The 26,161-nt window shown below is 71.2% G+C and carries 25 protein-coding genes; 12 read left to right on the top strand and 13 right to left on the bottom strand.

Annotation, left to right across the window (positions count from 1 at the left end; translation table 11 throughout):
- Positions 1-13 precede the first annotated feature (13 nt).
- On the top strand, positions 14-1,441 hold the full coding sequence (gene pyk / locus Q5694_RS16995; RefSeq protein ID WP_333933900.1) for a pyruvate kinase: 1,428 nt from the start codon (positions 14-16) through the stop codon (positions 1,439-1,441).
- Positions 1,442-1,524: 83 nt separating this feature from the next.
- On the opposite strand, the gene Q5694_RS17000 is transcribed toward pyk, so the two are convergent.
- The 4 genes from Q5694_RS17000 to Q5694_RS17015 all read right to left on the bottom strand — a co-directional run bounded on the left by Q5694_RS17000 (position 1,525) and on the right by Q5694_RS17015 (position 5,842).
- Complete coding sequence (locus Q5694_RS17000; RefSeq protein ID WP_333933901.1) at positions 1,525-2,910, bottom strand: hypothetical protein; 1,386 nt, start codon at positions 2,908-2,910, stop codon at positions 1,525-1,527.
- Positions 2,900-3,457 (bottom strand): DUF6114 domain-containing protein, encoded by a 558-nt coding sequence (locus Q5694_RS17005; protein ID WP_333933902.1) that lies wholly within the window; start codon positions 3,455-3,457, stop codon positions 2,900-2,902. Before Q5694_RS17005 ends, Q5694_RS17000 begins: the two co-directional genes overlap by 11 nt.
- 126 nt (positions 3,458-3,583) lie before the next feature.
- A complete protein-coding gene (locus Q5694_RS17010; protein ID WP_333933903.1) occupies positions 3,584-4,246 on the bottom strand; it encodes a DUF6230 family protein in 663 nt (220 codons plus the stop codon).
- A 621-nt stretch (positions 4,247-4,867) separates the two neighbouring features.
- A complete protein-coding gene (locus Q5694_RS17015) occupies positions 4,868-5,842 on the bottom strand; it encodes a tetratricopeptide repeat protein (protein WP_333933904.1) in 975 nt (324 codons plus the stop codon).
- A gap of 237 nt (positions 5,843-6,079) precedes the next feature.
- Between Q5694_RS17015 and Q5694_RS17020 the strand changes: the two genes are divergently transcribed.
- Entirely contained in the window at positions 6,080-6,691 is a 612-nt protein-coding gene (locus tag Q5694_RS17020; protein ID WP_333933905.1) for a TetR/AcrR family transcriptional regulator, read from the top strand.
- A gap of 4 nt (positions 6,692-6,695) precedes the next feature.
- Here Q5694_RS17020 and Q5694_RS17025 read toward each other — a convergent pair whose 3' ends face one another.
- The 5 genes from Q5694_RS17025 to Q5694_RS17045 form a co-directional block, all read right to left on the bottom strand.
- On the bottom strand, positions 6,696-8,396 hold the full coding sequence (locus Q5694_RS17025) for an acyl-CoA mutase large subunit family protein (RefSeq protein ID WP_333933907.1): 1,701 nt from the start codon (positions 8,394-8,396) through the stop codon (positions 6,696-6,698).
- 116 nt (positions 8,397-8,512) lie between these two features.
- Positions 8,513-8,851 carry a DUF3817 domain-containing protein gene (locus Q5694_RS17030; protein WP_333933908.1) on the bottom strand — a complete coding sequence of 113 codons (339 nt, stop codon included), beginning with the start codon at positions 8,849-8,851 and terminating at the stop codon, positions 8,513-8,515.
- A gap of 43 nt (positions 8,852-8,894) precedes the next feature.
- Positions 8,895-9,404, bottom strand: coding sequence for a MarR family winged helix-turn-helix transcriptional regulator (locus Q5694_RS17035; protein ID WP_333933909.1), 510 nt, complete (start codon positions 9,402-9,404; stop codon positions 8,895-8,897).
- Between the two features lie 98 nt (positions 9,405-9,502).
- On the bottom strand, positions 9,503-9,796 hold the full coding sequence (locus Q5694_RS17040) for an MTH1187 family thiamine-binding protein (protein WP_333933910.1): 294 nt from the start codon (positions 9,794-9,796) through the stop codon (positions 9,503-9,505).
- On the bottom strand, positions 9,793-10,137 hold the full coding sequence (locus Q5694_RS17045; protein ID WP_333933911.1) for a DUF3817 domain-containing protein: 345 nt from the start codon (positions 10,135-10,137) through the stop codon (positions 9,793-9,795). Before Q5694_RS17045 ends, Q5694_RS17040 begins: the two co-directional genes overlap by 4 nt.
- Positions 10,138-10,309: 172 nt before the next feature.
- Here Q5694_RS17045 and Q5694_RS17050 point away from each other — a divergent pair, with 172 nt between their 5' ends.
- The 4 genes from Q5694_RS17050 (at position 10,310) to Q5694_RS17065 (ending at position 12,984) form a co-directional block, all read left to right on the top strand.
- Positions 10,310-10,942 (top strand): AIM24 family protein, encoded by a 633-nt coding sequence (locus Q5694_RS17050; RefSeq protein WP_333934085.1) that lies wholly within the window; start codon positions 10,310-10,312, stop codon positions 10,940-10,942.
- Position 10,943: 1 nt separating this feature from the next.
- On the top strand, positions 10,944-11,594 hold the full coding sequence (locus Q5694_RS17055) for an AIM24 family protein (protein WP_333933912.1): 651 nt from the start codon (positions 10,944-10,946) through the stop codon (positions 11,592-11,594).
- Positions 11,591-12,391 carry an AIM24 family protein gene (locus Q5694_RS17060; protein WP_333933913.1) on the top strand — a complete coding sequence of 267 codons (801 nt, stop codon included), beginning with the start codon at positions 11,591-11,593 and terminating at the stop codon, positions 12,389-12,391. Before Q5694_RS17055 ends, Q5694_RS17060 begins: the two co-directional genes overlap by 4 nt.
- Before the next feature lie 116 nt (positions 12,392-12,507).
- The gene (locus Q5694_RS17065) at positions 12,508-12,984 is read left to right on the top strand and encodes a MarR family winged helix-turn-helix transcriptional regulator (protein ID WP_333933914.1); all 477 of its coding nucleotides are present in this window, start codon (positions 12,508-12,510) and stop codon (positions 12,982-12,984) included.
- Positions 12,985-12,988: 4 nt separating this feature from the next.
- Here Q5694_RS17065 and Q5694_RS17070 read toward each other — a convergent pair whose 3' ends face one another.
- Both Q5694_RS17070 and Q5694_RS17075 read right to left on the bottom strand, forming a co-directional pair.
- Positions 12,989-14,398 (bottom strand): sensor histidine kinase, encoded by a 1,410-nt coding sequence (locus Q5694_RS17070; RefSeq protein WP_333933916.1) that lies wholly within the window; start codon positions 14,396-14,398, stop codon positions 12,989-12,991.
- Complete coding sequence (locus tag Q5694_RS17075; RefSeq protein WP_333933917.1) at positions 14,395-15,063, bottom strand: response regulator transcription factor; 669 nt, start codon at positions 15,061-15,063, stop codon at positions 14,395-14,397. The genes Q5694_RS17070 and Q5694_RS17075 overlap by 4 nt, the downstream gene beginning before the upstream one ends.
- A gap of 117 nt (positions 15,064-15,180) precedes the next feature.
- On the opposite strand from Q5694_RS17075, the gene Q5694_RS17080 reads away from it, so the two are divergent.
- Positions 15,181-15,852: a PepSY domain-containing protein gene (locus Q5694_RS17080; protein ID WP_333933918.1), complete on the top strand. Its 672-nt coding sequence runs from the start codon at positions 15,181-15,183 to the stop codon at positions 15,850-15,852.
- A gap of 374 nt (positions 15,853-16,226) precedes the next feature.
- On the opposite strand, the gene meaB is transcribed toward Q5694_RS17080, so the two are convergent.
- Entirely contained in the window at positions 16,227-17,183 is a 957-nt protein-coding gene (gene meaB, locus Q5694_RS17085) for a methylmalonyl Co-A mutase-associated GTPase MeaB (protein ID WP_333933919.1), read from the bottom strand.
- Between the two features lie 36 nt (positions 17,184-17,219).
- On the bottom strand, positions 17,220-18,419 hold the full coding sequence (locus Q5694_RS17090; protein ID WP_333933920.1) for an acetyl-CoA C-acetyltransferase: 1,200 nt from the start codon (positions 18,417-18,419) through the stop codon (positions 17,220-17,222).
- Positions 18,420-18,567: 148 nt separating this feature from the next.
- On the opposite strand from Q5694_RS17090, the gene mce reads away from it, so the two are divergent.
- The 5 genes from mce to Q5694_RS17115 all read left to right on the top strand — a co-directional run bounded on the left by mce (position 18,568) and on the right by Q5694_RS17115 (position 26,145).
- The gene (gene mce, locus Q5694_RS17095) at positions 18,568-19,008 is read left to right on the top strand and encodes a methylmalonyl-CoA epimerase (RefSeq protein WP_333933921.1); all 441 of its coding nucleotides are present in this window, start codon (positions 18,568-18,570) and stop codon (positions 19,006-19,008) included.
- A gap of 232 nt (positions 19,009-19,240) precedes the next feature.
- Positions 19,241-23,188, top strand: coding sequence for a polarized growth protein Scy (gene scy, locus Q5694_RS17100; protein WP_333933923.1), 3,948 nt, complete (start codon positions 19,241-19,243; stop codon positions 23,186-23,188).
- A 196-nt stretch (positions 23,189-23,384) separates the two neighbouring features.
- The gene (locus tag Q5694_RS17105) at positions 23,385-24,320 is read left to right on the top strand and encodes a cellulose-binding protein (RefSeq protein WP_333933924.1); all 936 of its coding nucleotides are present in this window, start codon (positions 23,385-23,387) and stop codon (positions 24,318-24,320) included.
- Positions 24,321-24,406: 86 nt separating this feature from the next.
- Positions 24,407-25,372 (top strand): ATP-binding cassette domain-containing protein, encoded by a 966-nt coding sequence (locus tag Q5694_RS17110; protein WP_333933925.1) that lies wholly within the window; start codon positions 24,407-24,409, stop codon positions 25,370-25,372.
- A gap of 2 nt (positions 25,373-25,374) precedes the next feature.
- Positions 25,375-26,145: an ABC transporter permease gene (locus Q5694_RS17115; RefSeq protein ID WP_333933926.1), complete on the top strand. Its 771-nt coding sequence runs from the start codon at positions 25,375-25,377 to the stop codon at positions 26,143-26,145.
- The last annotated feature ends 16 nt before the right edge of the window (positions 26,146-26,161 follow it).

A 26,161-nucleotide genomic window follows, 5' to 3' on the forward strand; every position in this document is an offset into this window, starting at 1 on the left:
ATAGGATCGCCCCATGCGCCGTTCGAAAATCGTCTGTACTCTCGGCCCCGCGGTCGACTCCCACGAGCAGCTTGTCGCGCTGATCGAAGCCGGCATGAACGTGGCCCGCTTCAACTTCAGCCACGGCTCGCACGCCGAGCACCAGGGCCGGTACGACCGGGTCCGGGCCGCCGCCAAGGAAACCGGCCGGGCCATCGGTGTCCTCGCCGACCTCCAGGGCCCGAAGATCCGGCTGGAGACCTTCGCCGAGGGTCCCGTGGAGCTGGTCCGCGGTGACGAGTTCACCATCACCACCGAGGACGTCCCCGGCGACAAGACGATCTGCGGGACCACCTACAAGGGCCTGCCCGGCGACGTGAACAAGGGCGACCAGGTCCTCATCAACGACGGAAACGTCGAGCTGAAGGTGACCGAGGTCGAGGGCCCCCGGGTGAAGACGATCGTCATCGAGGGCGGCGTCATCTCCGACCACAAGGGCATCAACCTGCCCGGCGCGGCCGTCAACGTGCCCGCCCTGTCCGAGAAGGACGTCGAGGACCTGCGCTTCGCGCTCCGCATGGGCTGCGACCTGGTCGCGCTGTCGTTCGTCCGGGACGCCAAGGACGTCCAGGACGTGCACCGCATCATGGACGAGGAGGGCCGCCGCGTCCCGGTCATCGCCAAGGTGGAGAAGCCGCAGGCGGTGCAGAACATGGAGGACGTCGTGATGGCGTTCGACGGCGTGATGGTCGCCCGCGGTGACCTGGCCGTCGAGTACCCGCTCGAGAAGGTCCCCATGGTGCAGAAGCGCCTGATCGAGCTGTGCCGGCGCAACGCCAAGCCGGTGATCGTGGCGACCCAGATGATGGAGTCGATGATCACCAACTCCCGTCCGACCCGCGCCGAGGCCTCCGACGTGGCCAACGCGATCCTCGACGGGGCCGACGCGGTCATGCTGTCCGCCGAGTCGAGTGTGGGCGCCTACCCGATCGAGACCGTCAAGACGATGTCGAAGATCGTCACCGCGGCCGAGCAGGAGCTGATGTCCAAGGGCCTGCAGCCGCTCGTGCCGGGCAAGAAGCCCCGCACGCAGGGCGGTTCGGTGGCCCGTGCCGCCTGCGAGATCGCCGACTTCCTGGGCGGCCGCGGTCTGGTGGCCTTCACGCAGTCCGGCGACACCGCCCGCCGGCTGTCCCGCTACCGCGCCCAGCAGCCGATCATCGCCTTCACCACCGACGAGGGCACCCGCAACCAGATGGCGCTGAGCTGGGGTGTCGAGCCGTACGTCGTGCCGTTCGTCAACAGCACCGACGAGATGGTCGAACTGGTCGAGCAGGAGCTGGTCAAGCTCAACCGCTTCAACGCCGGCGACATCGTGGTGATCACCGCCGGTTCGCCCCCCGGCGTGCCCGGCACCACCAACATGGTCCGCGTCCACCACCTGGGCGAAGCGACGGCCTGACCCCGGCCCACCCCGCCGTACGACCGAGGGCGCCCCCTGTGAACAGGGGGCGCCCTCGGCGTCGGTGCCGGTCGGTGCGTCGCTCAGTCCGTCACGTACTGGCGCAGCCCCGGCACCGTCAGCGTGCCGCCGAACTGGGCGGCCTGGGTGACCTTGACCTTGGTGAAGTAGATCAGCGGGATGTTCAGGGGCGGCGGGTGCTCCGGGTCGAAGGTGACCGGGATCAGCCCGAGCAGGTTGCCGGAGATGCTCTCCGTGTACATCACCGTCTTGCCGCCGTCGATCGTGGAGGTCGACCCCTTGGCGGCCTGGACGTGATGCGTCTTGCCGGACTGCCGGTCCTTCACCAGCTGGTGCAGGTCCCCGATGTCGGTGCCGTCGCTGATGACGTACTTCAGCACCCTCTTGGTGGCCCCGCTCGCCGTTCTCACCTCGACGATGCCCTGGTAGTCGGCGCCCTTGAGGGTCAGGGAGCTGGCCTCCAGGTACCACGGGTCGTCGGGCACGAGGATCTGGTTGTCGACGCCGCCCTCGGCGTCGGTGGCGGCCGGGCAGTCCTCGGGGTCGACCGAGGGGCTCGCGGAGGGGCTGGGGGAAGCGGTGGCCTCGTCCGCCGCCTCGTCGGCCTTGTCCTCGGCGTCGTCCGCCGCCTTCGACGCCGCGTCGGCGCTGTCCTTCGCGGCGTCCTCGACGGTGTCCTTCGCGGCGCCGGTGGCCTTGCCGGCCGTGTCCTCGACGCTGCCGGACGCGTCGGACGTGTCCGTGCCCGAGGGCTTCCCGGCCTCCTCCGGCGTGCCGGCCCGCGCGGACGGCGACGTGGACGCGGAGGGCGTCGGGCTCGGGCTCTCGGTGGACTTGCCGCCCGTGAGGATGCCGCCGATCGTGTCGCCGATGTCCTCGAGGATGTTGCCGCCGCTCTTGGACTCCGACGGGCTGGGCGCCGCCTCCTCCTTCTCGTCCGAGGCGTCCCCGGAGGCGGAAGGGGTGGGCTTCGGTTCGGCCTTGTCGCCCGGGTCGTCGGAACCTGAATCCGACGAACCTGACGAACCGGACGAACCCACCGGGCCCTTGTCCGCGTCCGCGTCCGAACCGCCCGCGGACGCCGAGGGGGTCGGCTCGGCCGTGCCCGCGTCCTTCTCCCCGTCGTCCTCGCTGCTGCTCGCCGAGGGCGAGGGAGAGGGCGAGGCGTCGTCCTTGTCCTTGTCCTTGTCGAGCGCCTCGACGCAGTCCTTGTACTCGTCGGCCTTGAGGCTGTTCGACGCCGAGGGTTGGTCGTCGGCGAGGGCCAGCGTCGGGGTGAATCCCATGCCCATGAGAACGGCGGTGGGCATCGCCGCCATGGCTATCGCCTTGCCGGCCGGCATCTGGAACCTGGTGAACAGCGGCTTCTTGGGAGCCGCGTGACGGGGACCCGTTCTCGCGCGGGACACCTCCGCTTCAGTCCCTTGTGTCACCTCGTCAGCCGGCACTGTGCCTCCCGTTCGCCCCGTTGGCCGGGTTCGTTCCTGACAGATCGTTCGGGTCACTCGTCGGGCCGACGGGCCCCAGGACAGTGGTGTCCGTGGTGCCGAAGGGCACGCCCTCATCCGCGGGCGCCTTCTCGGCCGACTGCGGCGTGGAAGGCACGCCCGGCGCCCACGCACAGGCCAGCGCGCCGCCGACCAAAGCCAGCAGGAAGCCGATGACGAAGCCGCCGAAGTTGGACACGGGGAGAGACACCAGACCGAGCAGGATCGCCGCGACACCCGCGAAGACCCGGATGTGCTTCTGGAACCAGAGGCTCACGCCCAGGACGACAAGCAGCACACCGATGATCAGGGAACCCGCGCCTGCGGTGGTGGCCATCGCCAATGTCAGATGGCCGATCTGCAGGTTCGCGTAAGGGAAGTACATGATCGGAATGCCGCCGAGCATGATGTACAGGCCGGCCCAGAAGGGGCGGCTGCCCCGCCAGGCGCGGAACTGCAGCCTCCGGCGGCTGAACTGACCGGTTGCGGCAGGGGTCTCGGCGCTCATGGAAAACAGCTCCCTGGTGCGGCAATGCTCTGGTGAGGGTGTTGCTGACATGCGGATGTGGGCGCGGGCACGGGCCCGGTATGGACGGGCGGGGGGCCATGGGCTCCCCCGCCCGTCACCGAATGCCTAGTAGCACTCGTGCGTGCCCTGCTGCAGCTTCATCGACAGACCGGGAAGCGTGAAGGTTCCGGCGGTGGTCGCCCACGCCGTCTGCTTCACCCCGTACAAGTCCGCCTCGGTGGCCTGCTGCGCGAAGCCGTTCGGGTTGGTCTGGCCCTTGCCTTCCTTCAGGCCGGGGCCCTTTCCGCCCTTGTCGGGGCCCGTCTCGCCGGCGGCCACACCGATGTCGATGCCGTGGAACACGGCCTTCGTCGCGTCGAGGTTCTCGACGTCGATGTACAGGTTCTCAGCCGCGACCTGTTTCTTCTCATCGCTGCTGTCACCCGCCCTCAGCGTCAGGCTGACGGACCCGAGGATCGGGATGTTCGGGGTGACGACCGACTGGCACAGCTTCTTGATGGTCGCGCTCTGGAACGACGAGACTGCCACCGGGTGAAGCGTCTTGTCACCGGACATCGTGTAGCCGGAGTCGATCGCTCCGTACTGCGCGAAGCCCTGGCCGTGCAGTTCCTCGGCCGTAACCTTGAACGACTGCCCCGACACACTGAATGATGCCGCGAGGGCACCCTGCGCGAGCGCCACACCCACAGCAGCCGTCGCGGCGACGCTGGGCACCATGACCACAGCGAACCGCTTCCATCTGGTCCCGCCACGCACCTGGGACTCCATATTTCCTCCTTCTCGGACGTACATCTCCTGTCCCGGCTCGCTACGCATCGCGGCTCGGCCGGACAGGGATGGGAGAAGTGCTACGTCCTCGGGAAGGAGAGCGCCTGCACTCGGCGGCGCAACTGCGCCCGAATCACCGGCGATCACCCCCGAGCGACAACCACTGGTCGCGCCTGACACGCATCACGCACAACCCTGCTGGACAGGCTTCACCCGGTGGGTGAAGACCCCCCTGTCCTGGAGCCGGCGCCACTGCCGCCGGCTCTGCTCGGTGGGGACCCAGATCGTCCCGCGACCCAACCGGCTGCCGGGGTACGGGAATGGACCGAGCGTGGCCGATCGTGGTGCATTCTCGCCGCCCGCACAAGGGGGTTCGTTACTCGCTAGTAACGGCGGGATAACCGAACAACGACCCAACGGTCTCGGACGGCGACTCAGGGTGGCGCCGGGCGGCAGTACAAAGCTGTTGATCGCTGGACAGATTCCGACAGATCAACGCCCGGGACTTACTGGCAGTAACAGCGGCCGCGATTGCCAAGATTTGGCAAAGCGCGGCCGCAGTGACGCCTTCACGGCAGACTTTTCACGCGGGCACCACAGGCCCGGGCGTTTAACGACTGGTCAGAACAGGGCACGCGCCAGGGCCCGGCGCGCCGCGATCACCCGCGGGTCCTCGGGCCCGACCACCTCGAACAGCTCCAGCAGCCGCACGCGTGCGGCGTCCCGGTCGTCGCCCGCCGTGCGTCCCACCGTCTCGATGAGCCGGCCGAACGCGTCCTCGACGTGACCGCCCACCAGGTCCAGGTCGGCGGCGGCGATCTGCGCCTGCACGTCGGACGGCTTCTCGGCCGCCTCCCGGCGCACGCGCTGCGGGTCGGCGCCCTGCACCCGCTGCAGCAACTCGGCCTGGGCGAGGCCCAGTTTGGCCTCCTCGTTGGCCGGGTCCTCGCTCAGCACGTTGCGGTACGCCTGGACCGCGCCGCCGAGATCACCCGAGTCCAGCGCCCGTACGGCGGCTTCGAGGAGCGCGTCGTGCGGACCGGCCGGACGCTCGGGGGCCGTGCGGGCGCCGCCCGGCTCGGCCTCCGGGTCGACGGTGAGGCCGGTCAGGCCGAAGCGCTGCTCGGCGACCTGCACCAGCTGGTCCAGGGTCTGCCGGATCTGCGCCTCGCCCGCGGCGCCCTGGAAGAGCGGCAGCGCCTGCCCGGCGACCACCGCGAACACCGCGGGGATCCCCTGGACGCCGAACTGCTGCATCAGCATCTGGTTGGCGTCGACGTCGATCTTGGCGAGCAGGAAGCGGCCGTTGTACTCGACGGCCAGCCGCTCCAGGACGGGGCTCAGCTGCTTGCAGGGCTGACACCACTCGGCCCAGAAGTCGATGACGACGGGCACCTCGGCGGACCGCTGCAGGACGTCGCTCTCGAAGCCCGCCTCGTCGACGTCGATGACCAGGTCGGCCGGGGAGATGGCCCCCGTGCCGCCCTCGCGGGCCGCCTGGGCCCGCGCCTGCTCCGCCTTCGCCTTGGCCTCCTGGGCCGCCTTCACCGCGGCGAGGTCGACGACTCCGCTCATGGACATGTTCCGTGGCTGCATGCGCCTATCCTCCCCCGTAGTGCGCGCGCGTGTGAAAACGCGGTGTGGAAGCCGGGCCGGTCGGTGCCCCTCGGCGCCGGGTCCCCACCCCACGCCGTGTGTGTCGAGGCCCGTGTACGTCCGGCACGGGCTTTCGCTACGAGTCGTAGCGTAATGCCAGACAAGGGCTGGGGGACACCACCCCCCGGTGATCTCCCTCACGGGGCCGTGCGGGAACCGCCGGTTTATGGTCGGGACATGCACAGTCGCAGCCCGTCCGGCCGTTCCGGGCGCCCGCGCAGCGCCGCGGCGGACGCCGCGATCCTGGCGGCGACCCGTGAGGCGCTGGTGGAGCTGGGCTGGTCCAAACTCACCCTGGGGGACGTGGCGACGCGTGCCGGGGTGGCGAAGACGACGCTCTACCGCCGCTGGGCGGGCAAGAACGAACTGGTCGTCGACGCGGTGGCCGAGTTGTTCGACGCACTGGAGCTGCCCGACTGCGGCTCGCTGGCCGGGGACATCGAGGGCGTGGTGCTGCAGTTCGCCGCGATCCTGGCCCTTCCGGAGGCGAGGAGCGGGCTGATGGCGGTGGTGGCGGAGGCCACCCGTGACGAGGCGCTGCGCGAACGCATCCGCGCCTCCGTGGTCGACCGGCAGAAGCGGCTGGTCCTGGAGGGCCGCGCCCGGGCCCAGGCGCGGGGCGAACTCCCGGCGGAGGACGACCCGGAGTCGGCAGCCCGCACCGTGGATCTGATCTTCGACATGGTGGCGGGTGCGGTGGTGCACCGCACCCTGGTGAGCGCGGAGCCCGCCGACGAGGAGTGGGTCCGCGGCTTCACCAGGGTGCTGTTGCAGGGGCTCGGGTCGTAGACCCTCAAAAGCCGGCCGGCTCCGTGTAGACACCCCACTCGTCGCGGAGCACCCCGCAGATCTCCCCGAGCGTCGCCTCCGCGCGGACGGCGTCCAGCATCGGCTCGATCATGTTGGCGCCGCTGCGGGCGGCCGCCAGCATGGCGTCCAGGGCGGCGCGCACCGCCGCGTCGTCCCGCGCGGCCTTCCGGTCGGCCAGCACCCGTACCTGCTCGCGCTCCACCTCGTGGCTGACGCGCAGGATCTCCAGGTCGCCGGTCACCGAGCCGGTGTGGACGTTGACGCCGACGACCTTCTTGTCGCCCTTCTCCAGCGCCTGCTGGTACCGGAACGCCGACTCGGCGATCTCGCCGGTGAACCAGCCGTCCTCGATGCCGCGCAGGATGCCGGAGGTGATCGGGCCGATCGGGTGCTGCCCGTCGGGGTGGGCGCGCAGGCCGCGCTCCTTGATCTGGTCGAAGATCTTCTCGGCGTCGGCCTCGATGCGGTCGGTCAGCTGCTCGATGTACCAGGAACCGCCCAGCGGGTCGGCCACGTTGGCGACGCCGGTCTCCTCCATCAGCACCTGCTGCGTGCGCAGCGCGATCTCGGCGGCCTGCTCGCTCGGCAGGGCCAGGGTCTCGTCGAGCGCGTTGGTGTGCAGCGAGTTGGTCCCGCCGAGGACGGCGGCCAGGGCCTCGACGGCCGTGCGGACGACGTTGTTGTACGGCTGCTGGGCGGTGAGGGAGACACCGGCGGTCTGGGTGTGGAAACGCAGCCACTGGGCCTTGTCGGACGTGGCGCCGTAGACGTCGCGCATCCAGCGCGCCCAGATGCGGCGGGCCGCGCGGAACTTGGCGATCTCCTCGAAGAAGTCGACGTGCGCGTCGAAGAAGAAGGACAGGCCGGGAGCGAAGACGTCGACGTCCAGGCCGCGCGAGAGGCCCAGCTCCACGTAGCCGAAGCCGTCCGCCAAGGTGTAGGCCAGCTCCTGGGCGGCCGTCGCCCCGGCCTCGCGGATGTGGTAGCCGGAGACGGACAGCGGCTTGTACGCCGGGATCCCGCCCGCGCAGTACTCCATGAGGTCGCCGATGAGCCGCAGGTGGGGCTCGGGCTGGAAGAGCCACTCCTTCTGGGCGATGTACTCCTTGAAGATGTCCGTCTGGAGCGTGCCGTTGAGGACGGACGGGTCGACGCCCTGCCGCTCGGCGGCGACGAGGTACATGCAGAACACGGGCACGGCCGGGCCGCTGATCGTCATGGACGTCGTGACGTCGCCCAGCGGGATGTCCTTGAACAGGACCTCCATGTCGGCCGCGGAGTCGATCGCCACACCGCAGTGCCCGACCTCGCCCAGCGAGCGCGGGTCGTCGGAGTCGCGGCCCATGAGGGTCGGCATGTCGAAGGCGACCGAGAGCCCGCCTCCGCCGTTGCGGAGGATCATCTTGTAGCGCTCGTTGGTCTGCTCGGCGTTGCCGAACCCGGCGAACTGCCGGATGGTCCAGGTGCGGCCCCGGTAGCCCGTCGCGTACAGGCCGCGGGTGAAGGGGTACTCCCCGGGCCAGCCGATCCGCTCGAACCCGTCGTACCGGTCCCCGGGCCGGGGCCCGTACACCGGCTCCACGGCGTCCCCGGAGAGCGTGGTGAAGTCGGCCTCGCGCTTGCGTGCGGCGTCGTACCGGGCCTGCCAGCGGCGGCGGCCCTCCTCGATGGCGTCAGCGTCCATACCCCCGAATTTACTTGGACGTCCTAGTAAATGTCGATGGCTGACGGGAGTGACCTGGCGAACGGGTGAGGGCGACCGCCGCACGCACGCGTGCGACGGCGGACCCCTGGATCCCGCTACGCCTTGGCCGGCGCGGGCGCGTCCTCGGCGAGCCTGCCCTCCAGCTCGTGGCTGATCCGGCGCTCGACGAAGAACGCGGCTGTGGGGATCGTGCCGGCCAGCAGCACCCACAGCTGCTTCTTGACCGGCCACTTCGCCTTGGAGCCCAGGTCGAAGGCGAAGATCAGGTACACGACGTACAGCCAGCCGTGCGCGATGCTGACCACTTGGGTGAAGTCAGCCGCGCCGCCCAGATCCAGGACGTACTTGCCGATCATTCCGAGGGTCAGCGCGACGAGCAGCACACCGGTGACGTAGGCCAGGACCCGGTAGCGGGTCAGCACGCTCTTCTTCATGCCGTCGAGCGTAACGACCCGTTCCGGGAGATCTTGCCCCGGGTCACTGCTCCTCGAAGTCGCCGGCCGCGACCCGCAGCGGGCGCAGCATCGCGAAGATCTCGGCGCACTCCTCCGCGTCGTACACCCCGAGCCCGAAGTCCATCGCCATCAGGTCGCGGGTGGCCGACTCGACCACTTCGCGGCCCTTGGCGGTGATGCTGGCCAGGGTGCCGCGGCCGTCGTTGGGATTGGGCCGCTTGGCGACCAGGCCGGACCTGACCAGCCGGTCCACGGTGTTCGTCACGGAGGTGGGGTGCACCATGAGCCGCTCGCCGATCTTGGACATCGGCAACTCGCCCGATTTGGAGAAGGTGAGCAGCACCAGGGCCTCGTAGCGGGCGAACGTCAGCCCGTACGGCTTGACCACCGCGTCGACCTCGGCGAGCAGGATCTGCTGGGCGCGCATGATCGAGGTGATCGCGGCCATGGACGGCACGTTCCCCCAGCGCTGCTTCCAGCGTTCGTCGGCGCGCGCGATCGGATCGAAGGAGAGACTGAGCGGCTTCGGCACGGACCAGACCTTACCGGCCGGTCACATGGTGGTCAGCTCCGTCTCGCCCTTCGGTCCGCCGCCCTCGGCACGCACCCCGGGGGCACCCGCGGCGGGCGCTACCGCGCGAGGTGCCGCTCCACCGTCTCCACCTTGGAGGTCAGTCCGTCGGTCACACCGGGGCGGATGTCCGCCTTCAGGACGAGGGAGACCCGGGGGGCCCGGCGCTCGACCGCGGCGACCGCGCGCCGGACGACGTCCATGACCTCGTCCCACTCCCCCTCGACGGAGGTGAACATCGCGTCCGTGCGGTTCGGCAGCCCCGACTCCCGCACCACCCGCACGGCGTCGGCGACGTACTCCCCCACGTCCTCGCCGACACCCAGCGGCGTCACGGAGAAGGCGACGATCACGCGTTCACCACGCCTTCCTTGCGCACGCGGGAGGCGATGACCGCGTCCTCGGCCTCACGCCGCAGCCGGCGCTCGGCGAAGAAGCCGCCGGCCGGGAGCACCGAGAGCACGAAGTACAGCGCGGCGGTGCCCAGCGGCCACTTGGCGCGGTTCCAGGCGTCGGCCCAGAAGATCACGTAGAGGACGAACAGCGCTCCGTGCACCGCCCCCATCACCGGCACGGCGTTGAAGTCCGTGGTCCGCTTCAGCACCGAGCAGACCAGCAGGAGCAGGAACGAGATCGCCTCGGGGGCCGAGACCAGGCGGAGGCGGCGGAGGGCGGTGGCGGTCTTGAGGTCCACGGGTCACCTTCGGTGGCAGAGAGAATGGTTTGTGAACGCACGCACAAGCGTCCCGGCCCATTGTGGCAAACCGTCCGGGCCCCCCGGCCCCTAGGGGTGCGGTCGGGGACGTTCTCCGCCCAGGGGCTCTGTCCGCGGGGCCCGGCCTGCGGATACCGTCGCCTACGTGGCGATGTTCCGACTTCAGAGCAGCAAGGTGCTCGCCGTCGACATGACCGGGGACGCCGTGAAGGCGAAGAACGGCTCGATGGTCGCGTACGACGGCGAGATGGCCTTCAGGAAACTCAGCGGCGGCGGCGAGGGCATCCGGGGCATGGTGACCCGGCGGCTGACCGGCGAGCAGATGACGTTGATGGAGGTGAAGGGCCATGGGACCTGCTGGTTCGCGGACCGCGCCTCCGAGATCAACCTGGTCGGCGTGCAGGGCGACAAGCTGTACGTGGAGTCGAGCAATCTGCTCGCCACCGACGGCGCGCTGCGCACGGGGACCGAGTTCACCGGCCTGCGCGGCGCCTCCCAGGGCAACGGCCTGTTCACCACGACCCTCGAGGGCCACGGCCAGGCGGCGATCATGTCGGACGGGCCGGCGGTGGTGCTGCGGGTCAGCCCGCAGTACCCGCTGACCGTGGACCCGGGCGCGTACGTGGCGCACCAGGGGAACCTGCGGCAGTCCTTCCAGTCCGGTGTGACCTTCCGCACGCTGCTCGGGGAGGGCGGCGGCGAGGCGTTCCAGATGCGGTTCGAGGGGGACGGCCTGGTGTACGTGCAGCCGAGCGAGCGGAACACGATCGCGGGAGACGTGTGAGATGGGCTTCCGGGAGATCAACGGGAAGATGGTCGAGGCGACGGTCGCGCCCGGCCAGCGGCTGTTCAGCCAGCGCGGCGCGATGCTCGCGTACAAGGGCGAGGTGTCCTTCACGCCCAACACGGCGGGTGGCCAGGGCGGGATCATGTCGATGATCGGCCGCCGGGTCGCCGACGAGGACACCCCGCTGATGACGGTCGAGGGCAGCGGCACGGTCCTGTTCGGGCACGGTGGCCACCACATCCAGGTGATCCGGCTGGCCGGCGACACCCTGTACGTCGAGGCGGACCGCCTGCTGGCCTTCGAGGGCACGCTCCGGCAGGGGACGATGTTCCTGGGCTCGCAGGGCGGCGTGATGGGCATGGTGCGCGGCCAGGTCAGCGGCCAGGGGCTGTTCACGACCACCCTGAAGGGGCACGGGTCCGTCGCGGTCATGGCGCACGGCGGCGTCATCGAGATCCCGATCACCCCGCAGCGCCCGGTGCACGTCGACCCGCAGGCCTACGTCGCCCACCACGGCGAGGTCCGCAACAAGCTGTCGACCGCCCTGGGCTGGCGGGACATGGTGGGCCGCGGCTCGGGCGAGGCGTTCCAGCTGGAGCTGAGCGGCAGCGGTGCGGTGTACGTCCAGGCGTCGGAGGAGAAGCTGTGAGCACCTACGGAACCCCGGGCGCCGGCCCCGCGGTCTTCGACCCGGCGACCCTGCCGCCCGACGACAACGTCAACCCCTACACCTTCTGCGTGGAGCTCAAGGGGAGCCAGTGGTTCCTGCAGAAGGGGAAGATGATCGCCTACTACGGCTCGATCGACTTCAACGGTGTCGGGCACGGCCGGCTGGACCGTCTCGTGCGCACCTCGTTCCATTCGCCACTGCACGCCAGCGACTGGGTGGTGGCCGAGGGGTCGGGCAAAATGCTCCTGGCCGACCGGGCTTTCGACGTCAATTCGTACGACCTCGAGGACGGCAACCTGACCATTCGCTCGGGCAACTTGCTTGCTTTTCAGCCAAGTCTGTCGCTGAAACAATCGATCGTGCCGGGTTTCCTGACGCTCATCGGGACGGGCAAGTTCGTGGCCGCGTCCAACGGCCCGGTGGTCTTCATGGAGCCCCCCGTCCGGGTCGACCCGCAGGCGCTGGTCGGCTGGGCCGACTGCCCCTCGCCCTGCCACCACTACGACCACGGCTACATGACCGGCGTGATGGGCGGTCTACGTGCACTGACGGGCCTCGGGGGCGCCTCCGGCGAGGAGCACCAGTTCGAGTTCGTGGGCGCCGGGACGGTGCTGCTGCAGTCGTCCGAGACGTTGATGGCGGAGCAGGCGACGGGGACGGTCCCGCAGCAGGCGGGGGTACCCGGCGCGGGGGCACACGGTCCGCAGGCCGGGCAGTCCGGGGTACCGCGCCTTCCCGGACAGCTGGGAGACCTCCAGCGTCGCTTCGGGCTGTGAGCGGTAGTCTGCGGAGTGTGACATCGAACGCCTGCGCACGATTGTTCGCCAGGTGGGGGACGTCACACGCCACCCCTCACTAGTTCGCCTTTCAACATTTTAGGTAGACTTCATTCATGGAGACCGAGACGGCCACCCGCTGGCTGACCGATGCGGAGCAGTGCGCTTGGCGCACCCACCTGGAGGTCAACAGGCTGTTGACGTACCAGCTCGAGAAGGACCTGCAGCCGTTCGGCCTGACGATGAACGACTACGAGATCCTCGTGAACCTCTCAGAGTCCGAGGACCTGCGGATGCGGATGAGCGATCTCGCCTCCGCCACGATGCAGTCCAAGAGCCGCCTGTCGCACCAGATCACGCGCATGGAGAACGCCCACCTGGTCAGGCGCGAGAACTGCGAGTCGGACCGCCGGGGGCTCTACGCGGTCCTCACCGACCACGGCATGGCGACGATGCGGAAGGTCGCGCCGCACCACGTGGCGTCCGTGCGCAGGCACTTCATCGATCTGCTGCCCCCCGAGACCCTCACGGAGCTCGACAAGGCCCTCAAGCCCATCGCGGAGCACCTGCGCGGCCAGCGCGGGCGCCCCTGACCCGCTAGACGAGCGGCAGGCGGAGTTCGAACAGGGCTCCGCCTGCGGGTCCCCGCCCGGCGGTGAGCGTACCGCCGTGCCGGACGGCGACGTCCCGGGCGATGGCCAGGCCCAGTCCGGCGCCTCCGTCGTCACGGCTGCGGGCGGCGTCCAGCCGGACGAACCGTTCGAAGATCCGCTCCCGATCCGCCTCGGGCACCCCGTCGCCGTCGTCCGCCACCCCGACCACGGCCAGGTCGCCCTCCCGCCGCACACCGACCGTCACCGCCGACCGGGCGTGCCGCTGCGCGTTGTCCAGCAGGTTGGCCAGCACCCGCCCCAGCTGCCCCCGGGACCCGGCCACCTCCACCGGCTCGGCCTCCACGCGCACCCCCGTCCGCCCCTCGGCCTCCTCCCGGGCCAGTGCGGCGAGGTCGACCCTCGCGTCCCCGGGCCGCTCCCCCGCGTCCAGCCGGGCGAGCAGCAGCAGGTCGGCGGCCAGCCGCTGGAGCCGCACGGTGTCCTCCACGGCTCCGTCGAGGTCCAGCAGTTCCGGATGGGCGGCGGCCACCTCCAGCTGCGTGCGCAGGGAGGCGATCGGGCTGCGCAGCTCGTGCGAGGCGTCGGCGACGAAGCGCCGCTGCCGCTCCACGGAGGTCTCCAGGGCCGCGAGCGTCTCGTTGGTGGTACTGGCGAGCCGGGCGATCTCGTCGTGCGTGTCCGGCTCGGGCACCCGCCGCGCGAGGTCCTCGGACCGGGTGATCGCGGCCATCTCGCGCCGGATGCCCTCCACGGGACGCAGGGCCCGCCGGGTCACCAGCCAGGTCACGCCGGCGACGACGGCGAGCAGCAGCGGGAAGCCGATCAGCATCACCGTCAGCGCGGTGCGCACCGCCCCGTGCTCGGCGGCCAGCGGCCAGCCCGCGTAGACCGTGAGCTGACCGCGGTCCTGGGTCTCCACCTCGACGGCGGCGAACCGGTAGTCCTCCGCGTCCCCGTCGATCGTCGCGGAGCCGTTGCTGAAGACGCTTTCCCCGGAGATCTCGCCCGGTTCCAGGTTCGCGCCCGTGCCGTCGGAGCCGTCCTCGTCGTCCCCGTCCGGCGACGCGGCCGGGCGCGGCTTCACCTGGGTGCTGTCCGTGCCGCTGATCCGCTCCAGGTCCTCGCTGGCGGCGACCAGCCGCCCGTCCTCGTCCAGCACCTGCACCGGCCCGTCGTCCCCGTCCAGCCCGGACAGCTTGCCGTACGGCGTGCCGGTGGCCAGTTCGGAGGCGACCGCCCGGGCGGAGCGCTCGGCCTGCGTGCCGGCCTCGCCGATGAGGTTGGACCGCAGGGACAGCAGCACCGCCGCCCCGGCTGCGACCAGCGCCACCGCGACGACGAGCGTGGCCCCCAGCGTGGCCCGTGCCCGCACGGACCCGAACAGCCGGCTCACGGCGCCGTCTCCAGCCGGTACCCGGCCCCGCGCACGGTCCGGATCAGCCCCGGGCGCAGCTTGCGCCGCAGGGTGCTGACGTACACCTCGACGATGTTCGGGTCGCCGTCGTAGGCGAAGTCCCAGACGTGCTCCAGGATCTCCGACTTGGACACGACCTCGCCGGGGCGCAGCACGAGCTGCTCCAGCACGGAGAACTCCTTGGCCGTGAGGGCGATCTCGGCCTCGCCGAGGAAGACCCTGCGGGCGGCCGTGTCGAGCTTCAGGTCCCCGTGCACGTGCACGGGCGACGCCCCGCCGCCCTGCCCGCGCCGGCGCAGCAGCGCCTTCACCCGGGCGACCAGCACGACGTAGGAGAACGGCTTGGTCAGATAGTCGTCCGCGCCCGTGTCGAGGCCCTCGGCCTCGTCGTACTCGCCGTCCTTGGCGGTCAGCATCAGGATCGGCACGTCGTGGCCGGCGGCGCGCAGGGCGGCGCAGACCCGGTAGCCGTTGAGCCCCGGCAGCATGATGTCCAGGATCACCAGGTCGTGGACGCCCTCCGAGGCCCGGTGCAGCCCTTCCAGGCCGTCGTGGACGACGTCCACGGCGTACCCCTCGGCCGTCAGGCCCCTGGCGAGCGACAGGGCCAGCCGCTTCTCGTCCTCCACGATCAACAGGCGCATGAGTCCAGAGTCGCAAAGCGAAGCTGAAGATCCCTTCAGGGGGCTTCAGGTTCCTCTCAGCCTCCGTCGGCCAGAGTCGAACACATCGACAAGCGAAACGACTCGGGAGGAACCCGCATGAAGCGCAACATCGTGATCGCCGCCGTGACCGCCGCCGCGCTGATCGGAGGCGGTACCGCCACGGCCCTCGCGACCACGGGAGACGACGACGCTCCGGCGCGCCAGACGGCGAACACCCGGGTGTCCGACGACGACGGCCGCGACGACCGCGACGACCGTGACGACGCCGACGACCGCAAGGACCGGGACGACGAGGCCGGGCAGGCCGTCGACGCGGACGTCACGGCGGCCGAGGCCATCGCCTCCGCGCTGAAGCACACCTCGGGCACGGCCGTCTCCGCCGAGCTCGACGACGAGGACGACGGCGGCAAGGCGGTGTGGCAGGTCGACGTCCTGTCCGGCGACGGCACCTGGCGCAGTGTGAGCGTCGACCCGTCGAGCGGCGAGGTTCTCGGGACGCAGAAGGACGACGAGGACGACACGGCGCAGGTGCGGGCCGCGCTGAAGGGCTCCTCGGTGACGGCCGAGGAGGCGGCCAGGGCCGCGGCCGGCAAGGGCGTGGTGACGTCCGTCGACCTCGACGACGACGGCAAGGGCAAGGCATGGGAGGCCGAGACCCGCAAGCAGGGCGGCACCGGGCAGGACTGGACGATCGGCCTCGACAAGGCCGAGGTCACGGCGGACCGCTCGGACACCCAGGACGACGACGCCGACGACGACCAGGACTGACCGCCCGCTCCCCGCTGCAACCGCCCCGGCGCCCGCAGTCGCGCCGGGGCGCCGCGCGACTCGGTGCCGGAGGGAACCGCCGGCGCCCGGGGCACCGGGTGAGGCACGGCAGGCCCGCGGCCGGGCCGACGGGCGGCGGGCCTGTCGCGGCGGCCGGACGCGCCCGCACCCGCCGTTGTCCGCAAGGGGACGCGTCGGGGGGGGTGTCCGTCCGCAGCGGTTGGCGCGTCGACGGACAGCGAGTCGATGTCCGACCCCATCGCGCCGCTCCGAGGACGGACACCCCCGCCACGCCCCCGACCCGCGCCCCGGCGCCGAGCGCCACCGCACCACACGCACCCGCACCCCCGCAGCGGCCGCCGCAGGCGCCCGGCTCAGCCCTCCGTCAGGCCCGCCACCAGTTCGTCGGCCGCCCGGTAGGGGTCCAGCTCCCCCGCCACGATCCGCTCCGCCAGCGCCCCCAGGCGCCGGTCCCCGTGCAGGTCCCCGATTCGCTCGCGCAGGGCCGTCACCGCGATCGTCTCGACCTCGCGCGCGGCCCGGGACATCCGCCGTTGCGCGAGGACTCCCCGCTCCTCCATCCAGGCCCGGTGCTTCTCCAGCGCCTCGACGACCTCGTCGACGCCCTCTCCCCGCGCCGCGACGGTCTTCACGATCGGCGGGCGCCAGTCCCCCGGCCCGCGCGCCTCACCCAGCCCCAGCATGTGGTTGAGCTCGCGGGCCGTCGCGTCGGCGCCGTCCCAGTCCGCCTTGTTCACCACGTACACGTCGCCGATCTCCAGGATCCCGGCCTTGGCCGCCTGGATGCCGTCGCCCATGCCGGGCGCCAGCAGCACCACGGACGTGTCCGCCTGCGAGGCGATCTCCACCTCCGACTGCCCGACCCCCACCGTCTCGACGAGGATCACGTCGCATCCGGCCGCGTCCAGGACCCGGATCGCCTGGGGCGCGGCCCACGCCAGCCCGCCCAGGTGCCCGCGCGTGGCCATCGACCGGATGTACACGCCCGGGTCGGAGGCGTGGTCCGACATCCGCACCCGGTCGCCGAGCAGCGCTCCCCCCGAGAACGGGGAGGAGGGGTCGACGGCGAGCACGCCGACCCGCTTGCCCTGCTTGCGGTAGGCGCTGACCAGCGCCGAGGTCGACGTCGACTTGCCGACGCCCGGCGACCCGGTCAGCCCCACCACGTACGCGCCGCCCGTCAGGGGAGCGAGCGCCTCCATGACCTCCCGCAGTTGCGGGGACGCCCCCTCCACCAGGGAGATCAGCCGGGCCACGGCCCGGGGCCGCCCTTCCCTGGCCTGGGCCACCAGCGTGGGGACGTCCTGCATCACAGCTCCGTTCAGAAGATCAGGGACGTACGGGACTCAGGCCTTGGGCACGCGCACGATGAGCGCGTCGCCCTGGCCGCCGCCGCCGCACAGGGCGGCCGCGCCGACACCGCCGCCGCGCCGCTTCAGTTCCAGCGCGAGGTGCAGCACCAGCCGGGCACCGGACATCCCGATCGGGTGACCCAGCGCGATGGCGCCACCGTTGACATTCACCTTTTCGGTGGACACGCCGAGGTCCTTCATCGACTGCACCGCGACGGCCGCGAACGCCTCGTTGATCTCGACGAGGTCGAGGTCGGAGACCTCCAGCCCCTCCTTCTTCAGCGCGTGCAGGATCGCGTTGGACGGCTGCGACTGCAGCGAGTTGTCCGGACCGGCCACGTTGCCGTGCGCGCCGATCTCAGCGATCCAGTCCAGGCCGAGCTCCTGCGCCTTGGCCTTGCTCATCACGACCACGGCGGCGGCGCCGTCGGAGATCTGCGAGGCGGAACCGGCCGTGATGGTGCCGTCCTTGGAGAACGCGGGACGCAGCTTGCCGAGCGACTCCACGGTCGTGTCGCCGCGGATGCCCTCGTCCTTGCTGAACAGCACCGGGTCGCCCTTGCGCTGCGGGATCTCGACCGGCGTGATCTCGGCCTCGAACAGGCCGTTCTTCTGCGCGGCGGCGGCCCGCTGGTGCGACAGCGCGGCGATCTCGTCCTGCTCGGACCGGCCGATGCCCAGGCGCGTGTTGTGCTTCTCGGTCGACTCGCCCATGGCGACGCCGTCGAAGGAGTCGGTGAGCCCGTCGTGGGCCATGGCGTCGAGCATCTGCACCGCGCCGTACTTGAAGCCCTCGCGGGACTTGGGCAGCAGGTGCGGGGCGTTGGTCATGGACTCCTGACCGCCGGCGACGATCACGTCGAACTCACCCGCGCGGATGAGCTGGTCGGCGAGCGCGATCGCGTCGAGGCCGGACAGGCAGACCTTGTTGATGGTCAGCGCCGGCACGTTCATCGGGATGCCGGCCTTGACCGCGGCCTGGCGTGCGGGGATCTGCCCGGCTCCGGCCTGGAGGACCTGCCCCATGATCACGTACTGCACCTGGTCGCCGCCGATCCCCGCACGGTCGAGGGCGGCCTTGATCGCGAAGCCGCCGAGGTCGGCTCCGGAGAAGGACTTCAGGGAGCCCAGCAGCCGTCCCATGGGCGTACGCGCACCCGAGACGATCACCGAGCTGGTCGTTGCAGAAGACATGAGCTGCGATCCCCTTACCGGCTGCACAGCCGAGGAGTGAACGAGGGTTTACTTCGAATGTACTGAGTGGCACTCCGTGCCGTCATCGGGCCGTCGGTGTGATCGCGCGCACGTTGCGTAACCACCTCCGGGGCGCTGCACTGAACTCATGCTGACGCGAATCGACCACATCGGGATCGCCTGTTTCGACCTGGACAAGACCGTCGAGTTCTACCGTGCCACCTACGGCTTCGAGGTGTTCCACTCCGAGGTCAACGAGGAGCAGGGCGTGCGCGAGGCCATGCTCAAGATCAACGAGACGTCCGACGGGGGCGCCACCTACCTGCAGCTCCTGGAGCCGACCCGGGAGGACTCCACCGTCGCGAAGTGGCTCGCCAAGAACGGCGAGGGCGTCCACCACATCGCCTTCGGCACCGCCGACGTCGACGCGGACGCCGCGGACATCAAGGACAAGGGCGTCCGCGTGCTGTACGAAGAGCCCCGGCGCGGTTCCATGGGGTCACGGATCACCTTCCTGCACCCCAAGGACTGTCATGGAGTGCTGACAGAACTGGTCACTTCGGCGCCTGTTGAGTCACCTGAGCACTGACCCTCGTACATAGGGGCCGGTAGGGTTGGGTGCGGTCGCCGCTCAGCCAGGGTGACCGCGGTCCCGCCGTGCGACGGCAGGACCACCGGGGTCCGGGTTTCGGGGGACGAGCGTCGGGGCAGCAGCCTCTGCTCCGCCGATGATCTGACACCATTCCCCGGGGGCCCCGTTCGGCGGATGGACGGAGCTCGTACGGAAAGAGTTTCGACCAGGGGACGGATGGGACCGCGCAGTGCGGGGCTACGAGAGCCAGGAGCGAGAGCCGGCGGCTGACGTCGACCACCTCTCTCGGTTCGAAGCCGAGATGAAGCGGCTGAAGACCGAGCGGGAAAAGGCGATCCAGCACGCCGAGGACCTCGGCTACCAGGTCGAGGTACTGCGCGCCAAGCTGCACGAGGCGCGGCGCACCATCATGACCCGGCCCTCCTTCGACGGGGGCGACATCGGCTGGCAGGCCGAGCAGTTGCTGCGCAACGCGCAGATGCAGGCCGACCAGATCCGCACGGACGCCGAGCGGGAGCTGAGCGAGGCCCGGGCGCAGACCCAGCGGATCCTGCAGGAGCACGCCGAGCAGGCGGCCCGCCTCCAGGCGGAGCTGCACCAGGAGGCGGTCACCCGCCGCCAGCAACTGGACCAGGAGCTGGCCGAGCGCCGCCGGACGGTCGAGTCGCACGTCAACGAGAACGTGGCGTGGGCCGAGCAGCTGCGCGCCCGCACCGAGCAGCAGGCCCGCCGGCTGCTGGAGGAGTCCCGCGCGGAGGCCGAGCAGTCCCTGGCCGCCGCCCGCGCGGAGGCCGAGCGGCTGGCGACCGAGGCCCGGCAGCGGCTGACCAGCGCGGCCGAGGAGGCCCGGGCGGAGGCCGAGCAGATCCTGCGGCGCGCCCGCACGGACGCCGAGCGGCTCCTCAACGCCGCCTCCACGCAGGCCCAGGAGGCCACCGACCACGCCGAGCAGCTGCGCACGTCCACCGTCTCGGAGTCGGAGTCGGCGCGCCGCGAGGCCCAGGAGCTGACCAAGGCCGCCGAGCAGCGGATGGCCGAGGCCGAGGAGGCGCTGCGCAAGGCGCAGGCCGAGTCGGAGAAACTGGTGGCGCAGGCCAAGGAGGCCGCCGCCAAGACCCTGGCGAGCGCCGAGTCGGCCAACGAGACGCGCACGCGCACCGCCAAGGAGCAGGTCGCCCGGCTGGTCGAGGAGGCCACCAAGGAGGCCGAGAGCACCAAGTCCGAGGCGGAGCAGCTCGTCGCGGACGCCCGGGCCGAGGCCGAGAAGATCGTCGCGGAGGCAGCCGAGAAGGCCCGCACGCTCACCGCCGAGGAGACCGCCACCCAGCTGTCCAAGGCGGCCCGTACGGCCGAGGAGGTCCTCACCAAGGCGTCGGAGGACGCCAAGAAGACCACGAAGGCCGCGGCCGAGGAGGCGGAGCGGATCCGCAAGGAGGCCGAGGCCGAGGCGGACCGGCTGCGGGCCGAGGCGCACGACATCGCCGAGGAGCTCAAGGGCGCGGCGAAGGACGACACCAAGGAGTACCGCGCCAAGACGGTCGAGCTGCAGGAGGAGGCCCGCCGGCTGCGCGGCGAGGCCGAGCAGCTGCGGGCGGACGCCGTCGAGGAGGGCGAGAAGATCCGCGCCGAGGCCCGCAAGGAGGCCGTGGCGCAGATCGAGGAGGCGGCGAAGTCCGCCGAGGAGCTGCTCGCCAAGGCGAAGGCCGACGCGGACGAGCTGCGCACCACGGCCCAGGCCGACAGCGAGAAGGTCCGCACCGAGGCCATCGAGCGGGCGACGACGCTGCGCCGGCAGGCGGAGGAGACCCTCCAGCGCACCCGGCAGGAGGCCGAGCGGCACCGCGAGGAGGTCGTCGAGCAGGCCGAGGCCCTCAAGGCGGAGGCCGAGCGCGCGGCGCTGGAGCTGCAGGAGGAGACCGAGCGGGTCGTTCAGGCGCGCCGGGCGGAGGCCGCCGAGGAGCTGGCGCGGCTGCAGCGGGAGGCCGAGGAGCGCCTGACGGCGGCCGAGCAGGCGCTGTCGGACGCCCGCGAGGAGGCCGCGCGGATCCGCCGCGAGGCCGCCGAGGAGAACGAGCGGCTGCGCACCGAGGCCGCCGAGCGCATCCGCACCCTGCAGCAGCAGGCCGAGACCGAGGCCGAACGGCTGCGTGACGAGGCCGCGTCGGACGCGTCCGCGGCGCGCGCCGAGGGCGAGGCCGTCGCCGTACGGCTGCGCACGGAGGCCGCGAGCGAGGCGGAGCGGCTGAAGTCGGAGGCGCAGGAGAGCGCCGACCGGATGCGCGCGGAGGCGCAGGCCGCCGCCGAGCGGCTGGCCACGGAGGCGTCCGAGACGCTGGCCGCCGCCCAGGAGGAGGCCAACCGCCGTCGCCGCGAGGCCGAGGAAGTCCTCGGCAGCGCCCGGCAGGAGGCCGACCAGGAGCGCGAGCGGGCCCGCGAGCAGAGCGAGGAGCTGCTGGCCTCGGCGCGCAAGCGCGTCGAGGAGGCCCAGGCCGAGGCCGTCCGGCTGGTCGAGGAGGCCGACCGGCGGGCCACGGAGATGGTGTCCGCGGCCGAGCAGCACGCCCAGCAGGTGCGCGACTCCGTCGCCGGGCTGCACGAGCAGGCCCAGGAGGAGATCACCGGGCTGCGTTCCGCCGCCGAGCACGCCGCGGAGCGCACGCGCCGCGAGGCCCAGGAGGAGGCGGACCGCGTCCGTGCGGACGCCTACGCCGAGCGCGAGCGGGCCGGCGAGGACGCGAGCCGGCTGCGGCGCGAGGCGCACGAGGAGTCCGAGGCCGCCAAGGCGCTCGCCGAGCGGACGATGTCCGAGGCGATCAGCGAGGCGGAGCGGATCCGGGCGGATGTCGCCGAGCACGCCCAGCGGGTGCGCACGGAGGCGTCCGACACGATCGCCGAGGCGGAGCAGAGCGCCGCGCGCACCCGGGCCGACGCCCGCGAGGACGCCAACCGCATCCGCTCGGACGCGGCGACCCAGGCGGACACCCTCATCACCGAGGCGCGCAACGAGGCCGAGCGGCTCACCACGGAGACGGTGCAGGAGACCGACCGGCTGCGCATGGAGACGGTCACCGAGGCGGAGCGGGTGCGCACCGAGGCCCTCGCCGAGGCCGAGCGGGTGCGTTCCGAGGCGGCCGGCGAGGCCGAGCGGGTGCGCTCGGAGTCGGTCGCCGAGGCCGACCGGATCCTCGCGGAGGCCACCGGCGAGGCGGAGCGGCTGCGGGCCGAGGCCGCCGAGACGGTCGGCTCGGCGCAGCAGCACGCCGAGCGCATCCGCACCGAGGCCGAGCGCGTCAAGTCGGACGCGCGGGCGGAGGCGGAGCGGGTCGTCGCCGACGCTCGCGAGGAGGCCGACCGCACGCTGGACGAGGCCCGCAAGGACGCCAACAAGCGGCGCTCCGAGGCGGCCGAGCAGGTCGACAAGCTCATCACGGAGACCACGGCCGAGGCGGACAAGCTGCTCACCGAGGCGCAGCAGCAGGCGCACAAGACGACTGCGGAGGCCGAGGAGCGGGCCGACACGATGGTGGGCGCGGCCCGCACGGAGGCCGACCGCCTGGTGTCCGAGGCGACGGTCGAGGGCAACTCGCTGGTGGAGAAGGCCCGTACGGACGCCGACGAGCTGCTGGTCGGCGCGCGCCGGGACGCCACGCAGATCAGGGAGCGCGCCGAGGAGCTGCGCGACCGCATCACCTCGGAGATCGAGGAGCTGCACGAGCGGGCCCGCCGGGAGTCGGCCGAGGCGATGAAGACGGCGGGCGACCGCTGCGACGCCCTGGTCAAGGCTGCCGAGGAGCAGCTGGCGAAGGCGCAGGCGAAGGCCAAGGAGATCGTGTCGGAGGCCAACTCCGAGGCGGGCAAGGTGCGCATCGCCGCGGTGAAGAAGGCCGAGGGGCTGCTCAAGGAGGCCGAGCAGAAGAAGTCGACGCTGATCCGGGAGGCCGAGGACCTGAAGGCCGAGGCGATCCGCGAGGCCAAGCGCACGGTCGAGGAGGGCAAGCGCGAGCTGGAGGTGCTGGTCCGCCGCCGCGAGGACATCAACGCCGAGATCTCCCGTGTCCAGGACGTGCTGGAGGCGTTGGAGTCCTTCGAGGCGCCGGCCGCCCCCAAGGACAACGGGGTCAAAGCGGGAGCGACGGTCGGCGCGCCCCGATCGGGTGGCAAGTCCTCGGACGGCTAGCCGTCCGGAGCGGGCCGGAAGGACCGATTCCGGGGAGATCGAGGGGCTTTGACCAAGTTTTGGCAAGCCATCCGCCGCTTAGCCACTCAAAAGGGGTCTCATTTTCCAGATCAAACGCGCATCCGCTCGATGACACACCGTTCCGGCCCCTAGGATTCCACCTATCACCTCACCGGTCTCATTCGACAGGAACCCCATGAGCGACACTTCCCCCTACGGCTTCGAGCTTGTGCGGCGTGGGTACGACCGCGCTCAGGTGGACGAACGTATCTCCAAGCTCGTCTCCGACCGTGACAGCGCTCTCGCCCGCATCACCGCTCTGGAAAAGCGCATCGAAGAGCTCCACCTCGAGACGCAGAACGCCCAGGCCCAGATCACCGACGCCGAGCCGTCGTACGCGGGTCTCGGCGCGCGTGTGGAGAAGATCCTCCGCCTCGCCGAGGAAGAGGCGAAGGACCTGCGCGAGGAGGCCCGGCGCGCGGCCGAACAGCACCGCGAGCTCGCCGAGTCGGCGGCCCAGCAGGTGCGCAACGACGCCGAGACGTACTCCGCGGACCGCAAGGCCAAGGCCGAGGACGAGGGTCTGCGGATCGTCGAGAAGGCCAAGAGCGACGCCGCCCAGCTGCGCGCCGAGGCGCAGAAGGACGCGCAGTCCAAGCGCGAGGAGGCGGACGCCCTCTTCGAGGAGACCCGCGCCAAGGCCGCGCAGGCCGCCGCCGACTTCGAGACGAACCTCGCCAAGCGCCGCGAGCAGTCCGAGCGGGACCTGGCGTCGCGTCAGGCCAAGGCCGAGAAGCGCCTCGCCGAGATCGAGCACCGCGCCGAGCAGCTGCGCCTGGAGGCCGAGAAGCTCCGCACGGACGCCGAGCGCCGCGCGCGTCAGACGGTCGAGACGGCCCAGCGCCAGGCCGAGGACATCGTGGCCGACGCCAACGCCAAGGCCGACCGCATCCGCTCGGAATCCGAGCGCGAGCTGGCGGCGCTGACGAACCGTCGCGACTCCATCAACGCGCAGCTGACGAACGTCCGCGAGATGCTCGCGACGCTCACCGGCGCCGCGGTGGCCGCCGCCGGCACGCCGACCGAGGACGAGCCCATCTCCCGCGGGGTTCCGGCCCAGCAGTCCCGGTAACAGCCCGGCATACGGAGGCTGAACCTCCGCAAAGCCCTCTGCCGCTCGGGTGGCAGAGGGCTTTGCCGCCCTCTAGCGTGGCCGTCATGATTGAGCTGGAGGGGCTGACCAAGCGTTACGGCGAGAAGGTGGCGGTCAACAACCTGTCGTTCACCGTGAGACCGGGCATCGTCACCGGCTTCCTCGGGCCGAACGGCGCGGGCAAGTCCACCACCATGCGGATGATCCTGGGCCTGGACCATCCGACGGCCGGCGGTGTCCGGATCGACGGCAAGCGCTACCACCAGCTGAAGGATCCGCTGACGTGCATCGGCGCCCTGCTGGAGGCCAAGGCCTGGCACGGCGGACGCACCGCCTACAACCACCTGCTGTGCCTCGCGCAGAGCAACGGCATCCCGCGCGCCCGGGTGGGTGAGGTGCTCCAGACGGTCGGGCTGACCGGCGTCGCCAAGAAGAAGACCAAGGGCTTCTCCATGGGCATGGGCCAGCGGCTCGGCATCGCCGCCGCGCTGCTCGGCGACCCGCGGATCCTGATGTTCGACGAGCCGGTCAACGGCCTCGACCCGGAGGGCATCCACTGGATCCGCACCCTGATGAAGTCGCTCGCCGCGCAGGGCCGGACGGTGTTCGTCTCCTCCCACCTGATGAGCGAGATGGCCCTGACGGCCGACCACCTCGTCGTCATCGGGCAGGGGCGGCTGCTCGCGGACACCACTATGGCCGACTTCATCGACCGCAACTCCCGCTCGTTCGTCCGGGTGCGCAGTCCGCAGCGGGAGCGGCTGCTGGACGTGCTGCACCAGGCGGGGGTGGTGGCCGTGGAGAGCGGTGACGGCGTGCTGGAGGTGGACGGCGGCAAGGCCGAGCAGATCGGCGAACTGGCGGCGCAGCACCGGATCACCCTGCACGAGCTGAGCCCACGACAGGCCTCCCTCGAGGAGGCGTTCATGCGGCTGACGGCGGAGTCGGTGGAATACCACGCGCGGAGCGGAGCGGGCCCCGAGGCGCCCCCACCGCAGCAGCAGTGGGGCGACGGCTGGAAGAAGGGCTGATCATGGCGGTGACACAGGTCGTACGGTCGGAGTGGACCAAGATCCGGTCGGTGGCGTCCACCGTGTGGACGCTGTCCCTGGTGGTGGTCGTGACGGTCGCCCTCGGCATGCTCATCTCGGCCCTGTCGAAGAGCGAGTTCGACTCGATGAACGCGCGGGACCGGGCGGAGTTCGACCCGACGTTCATCAGCTTCGCGGGGATGAGCCTCGGGCAGCTCGCGATGATCGTCTTCGGCGTGCTGGTGGTGTCGAACGAGTACAGCACCGGCATGATCCGCACCTCGCTGGCGGCGGTGCCCCGGCGCGGCTCCTTCCTGTTCAGCAAGATCGGGGTGGCCACGGCCCTGGCCCTGCTGGTCGGGCTCGTCACCAGCTTCGCGGCGTTCTTCCTCGGGCAGGCGATGCTGGGCGAGCACCGGGCGCAGATCGGCGACCCCGGGGTGCTGCGGGCGGTGCTCGGCGGCGGTCTCTACATGGCGCTGATCGCGATGTTCTCCATGGGCGTCGCCGCGATGCTGCGCTCGCCGATGCTGTCGCTGGGCATCCTGATGCCGTTCTTCTTCCTGATCTCCAGCATCCTGGGCAACGTCGAGGCGACGAAGAAGGTCGGCCGGTTCCTGCCCGACCAGGCCGGCAGCAAGATCATGCAGGTGGTCCCGCCCGTGGGCGACGACACGCCGTACGGCCCGTGGGGCGGGCTCGGGATCATGGCGCTGTGGGTACTGGCGGCCCTGGCCGGGGGGTACGTGCTGCTGAAGAAGCGGGACGCCTAGCGGTACGGATGCCGCC

It is taken from the genome of Streptomyces sp. AHA2, from assembly GCF_036857595.1.
GTDB lineage: Bacteria > Actinomycetota > Actinomycetes > Streptomycetales > Streptomycetaceae > Streptomyces.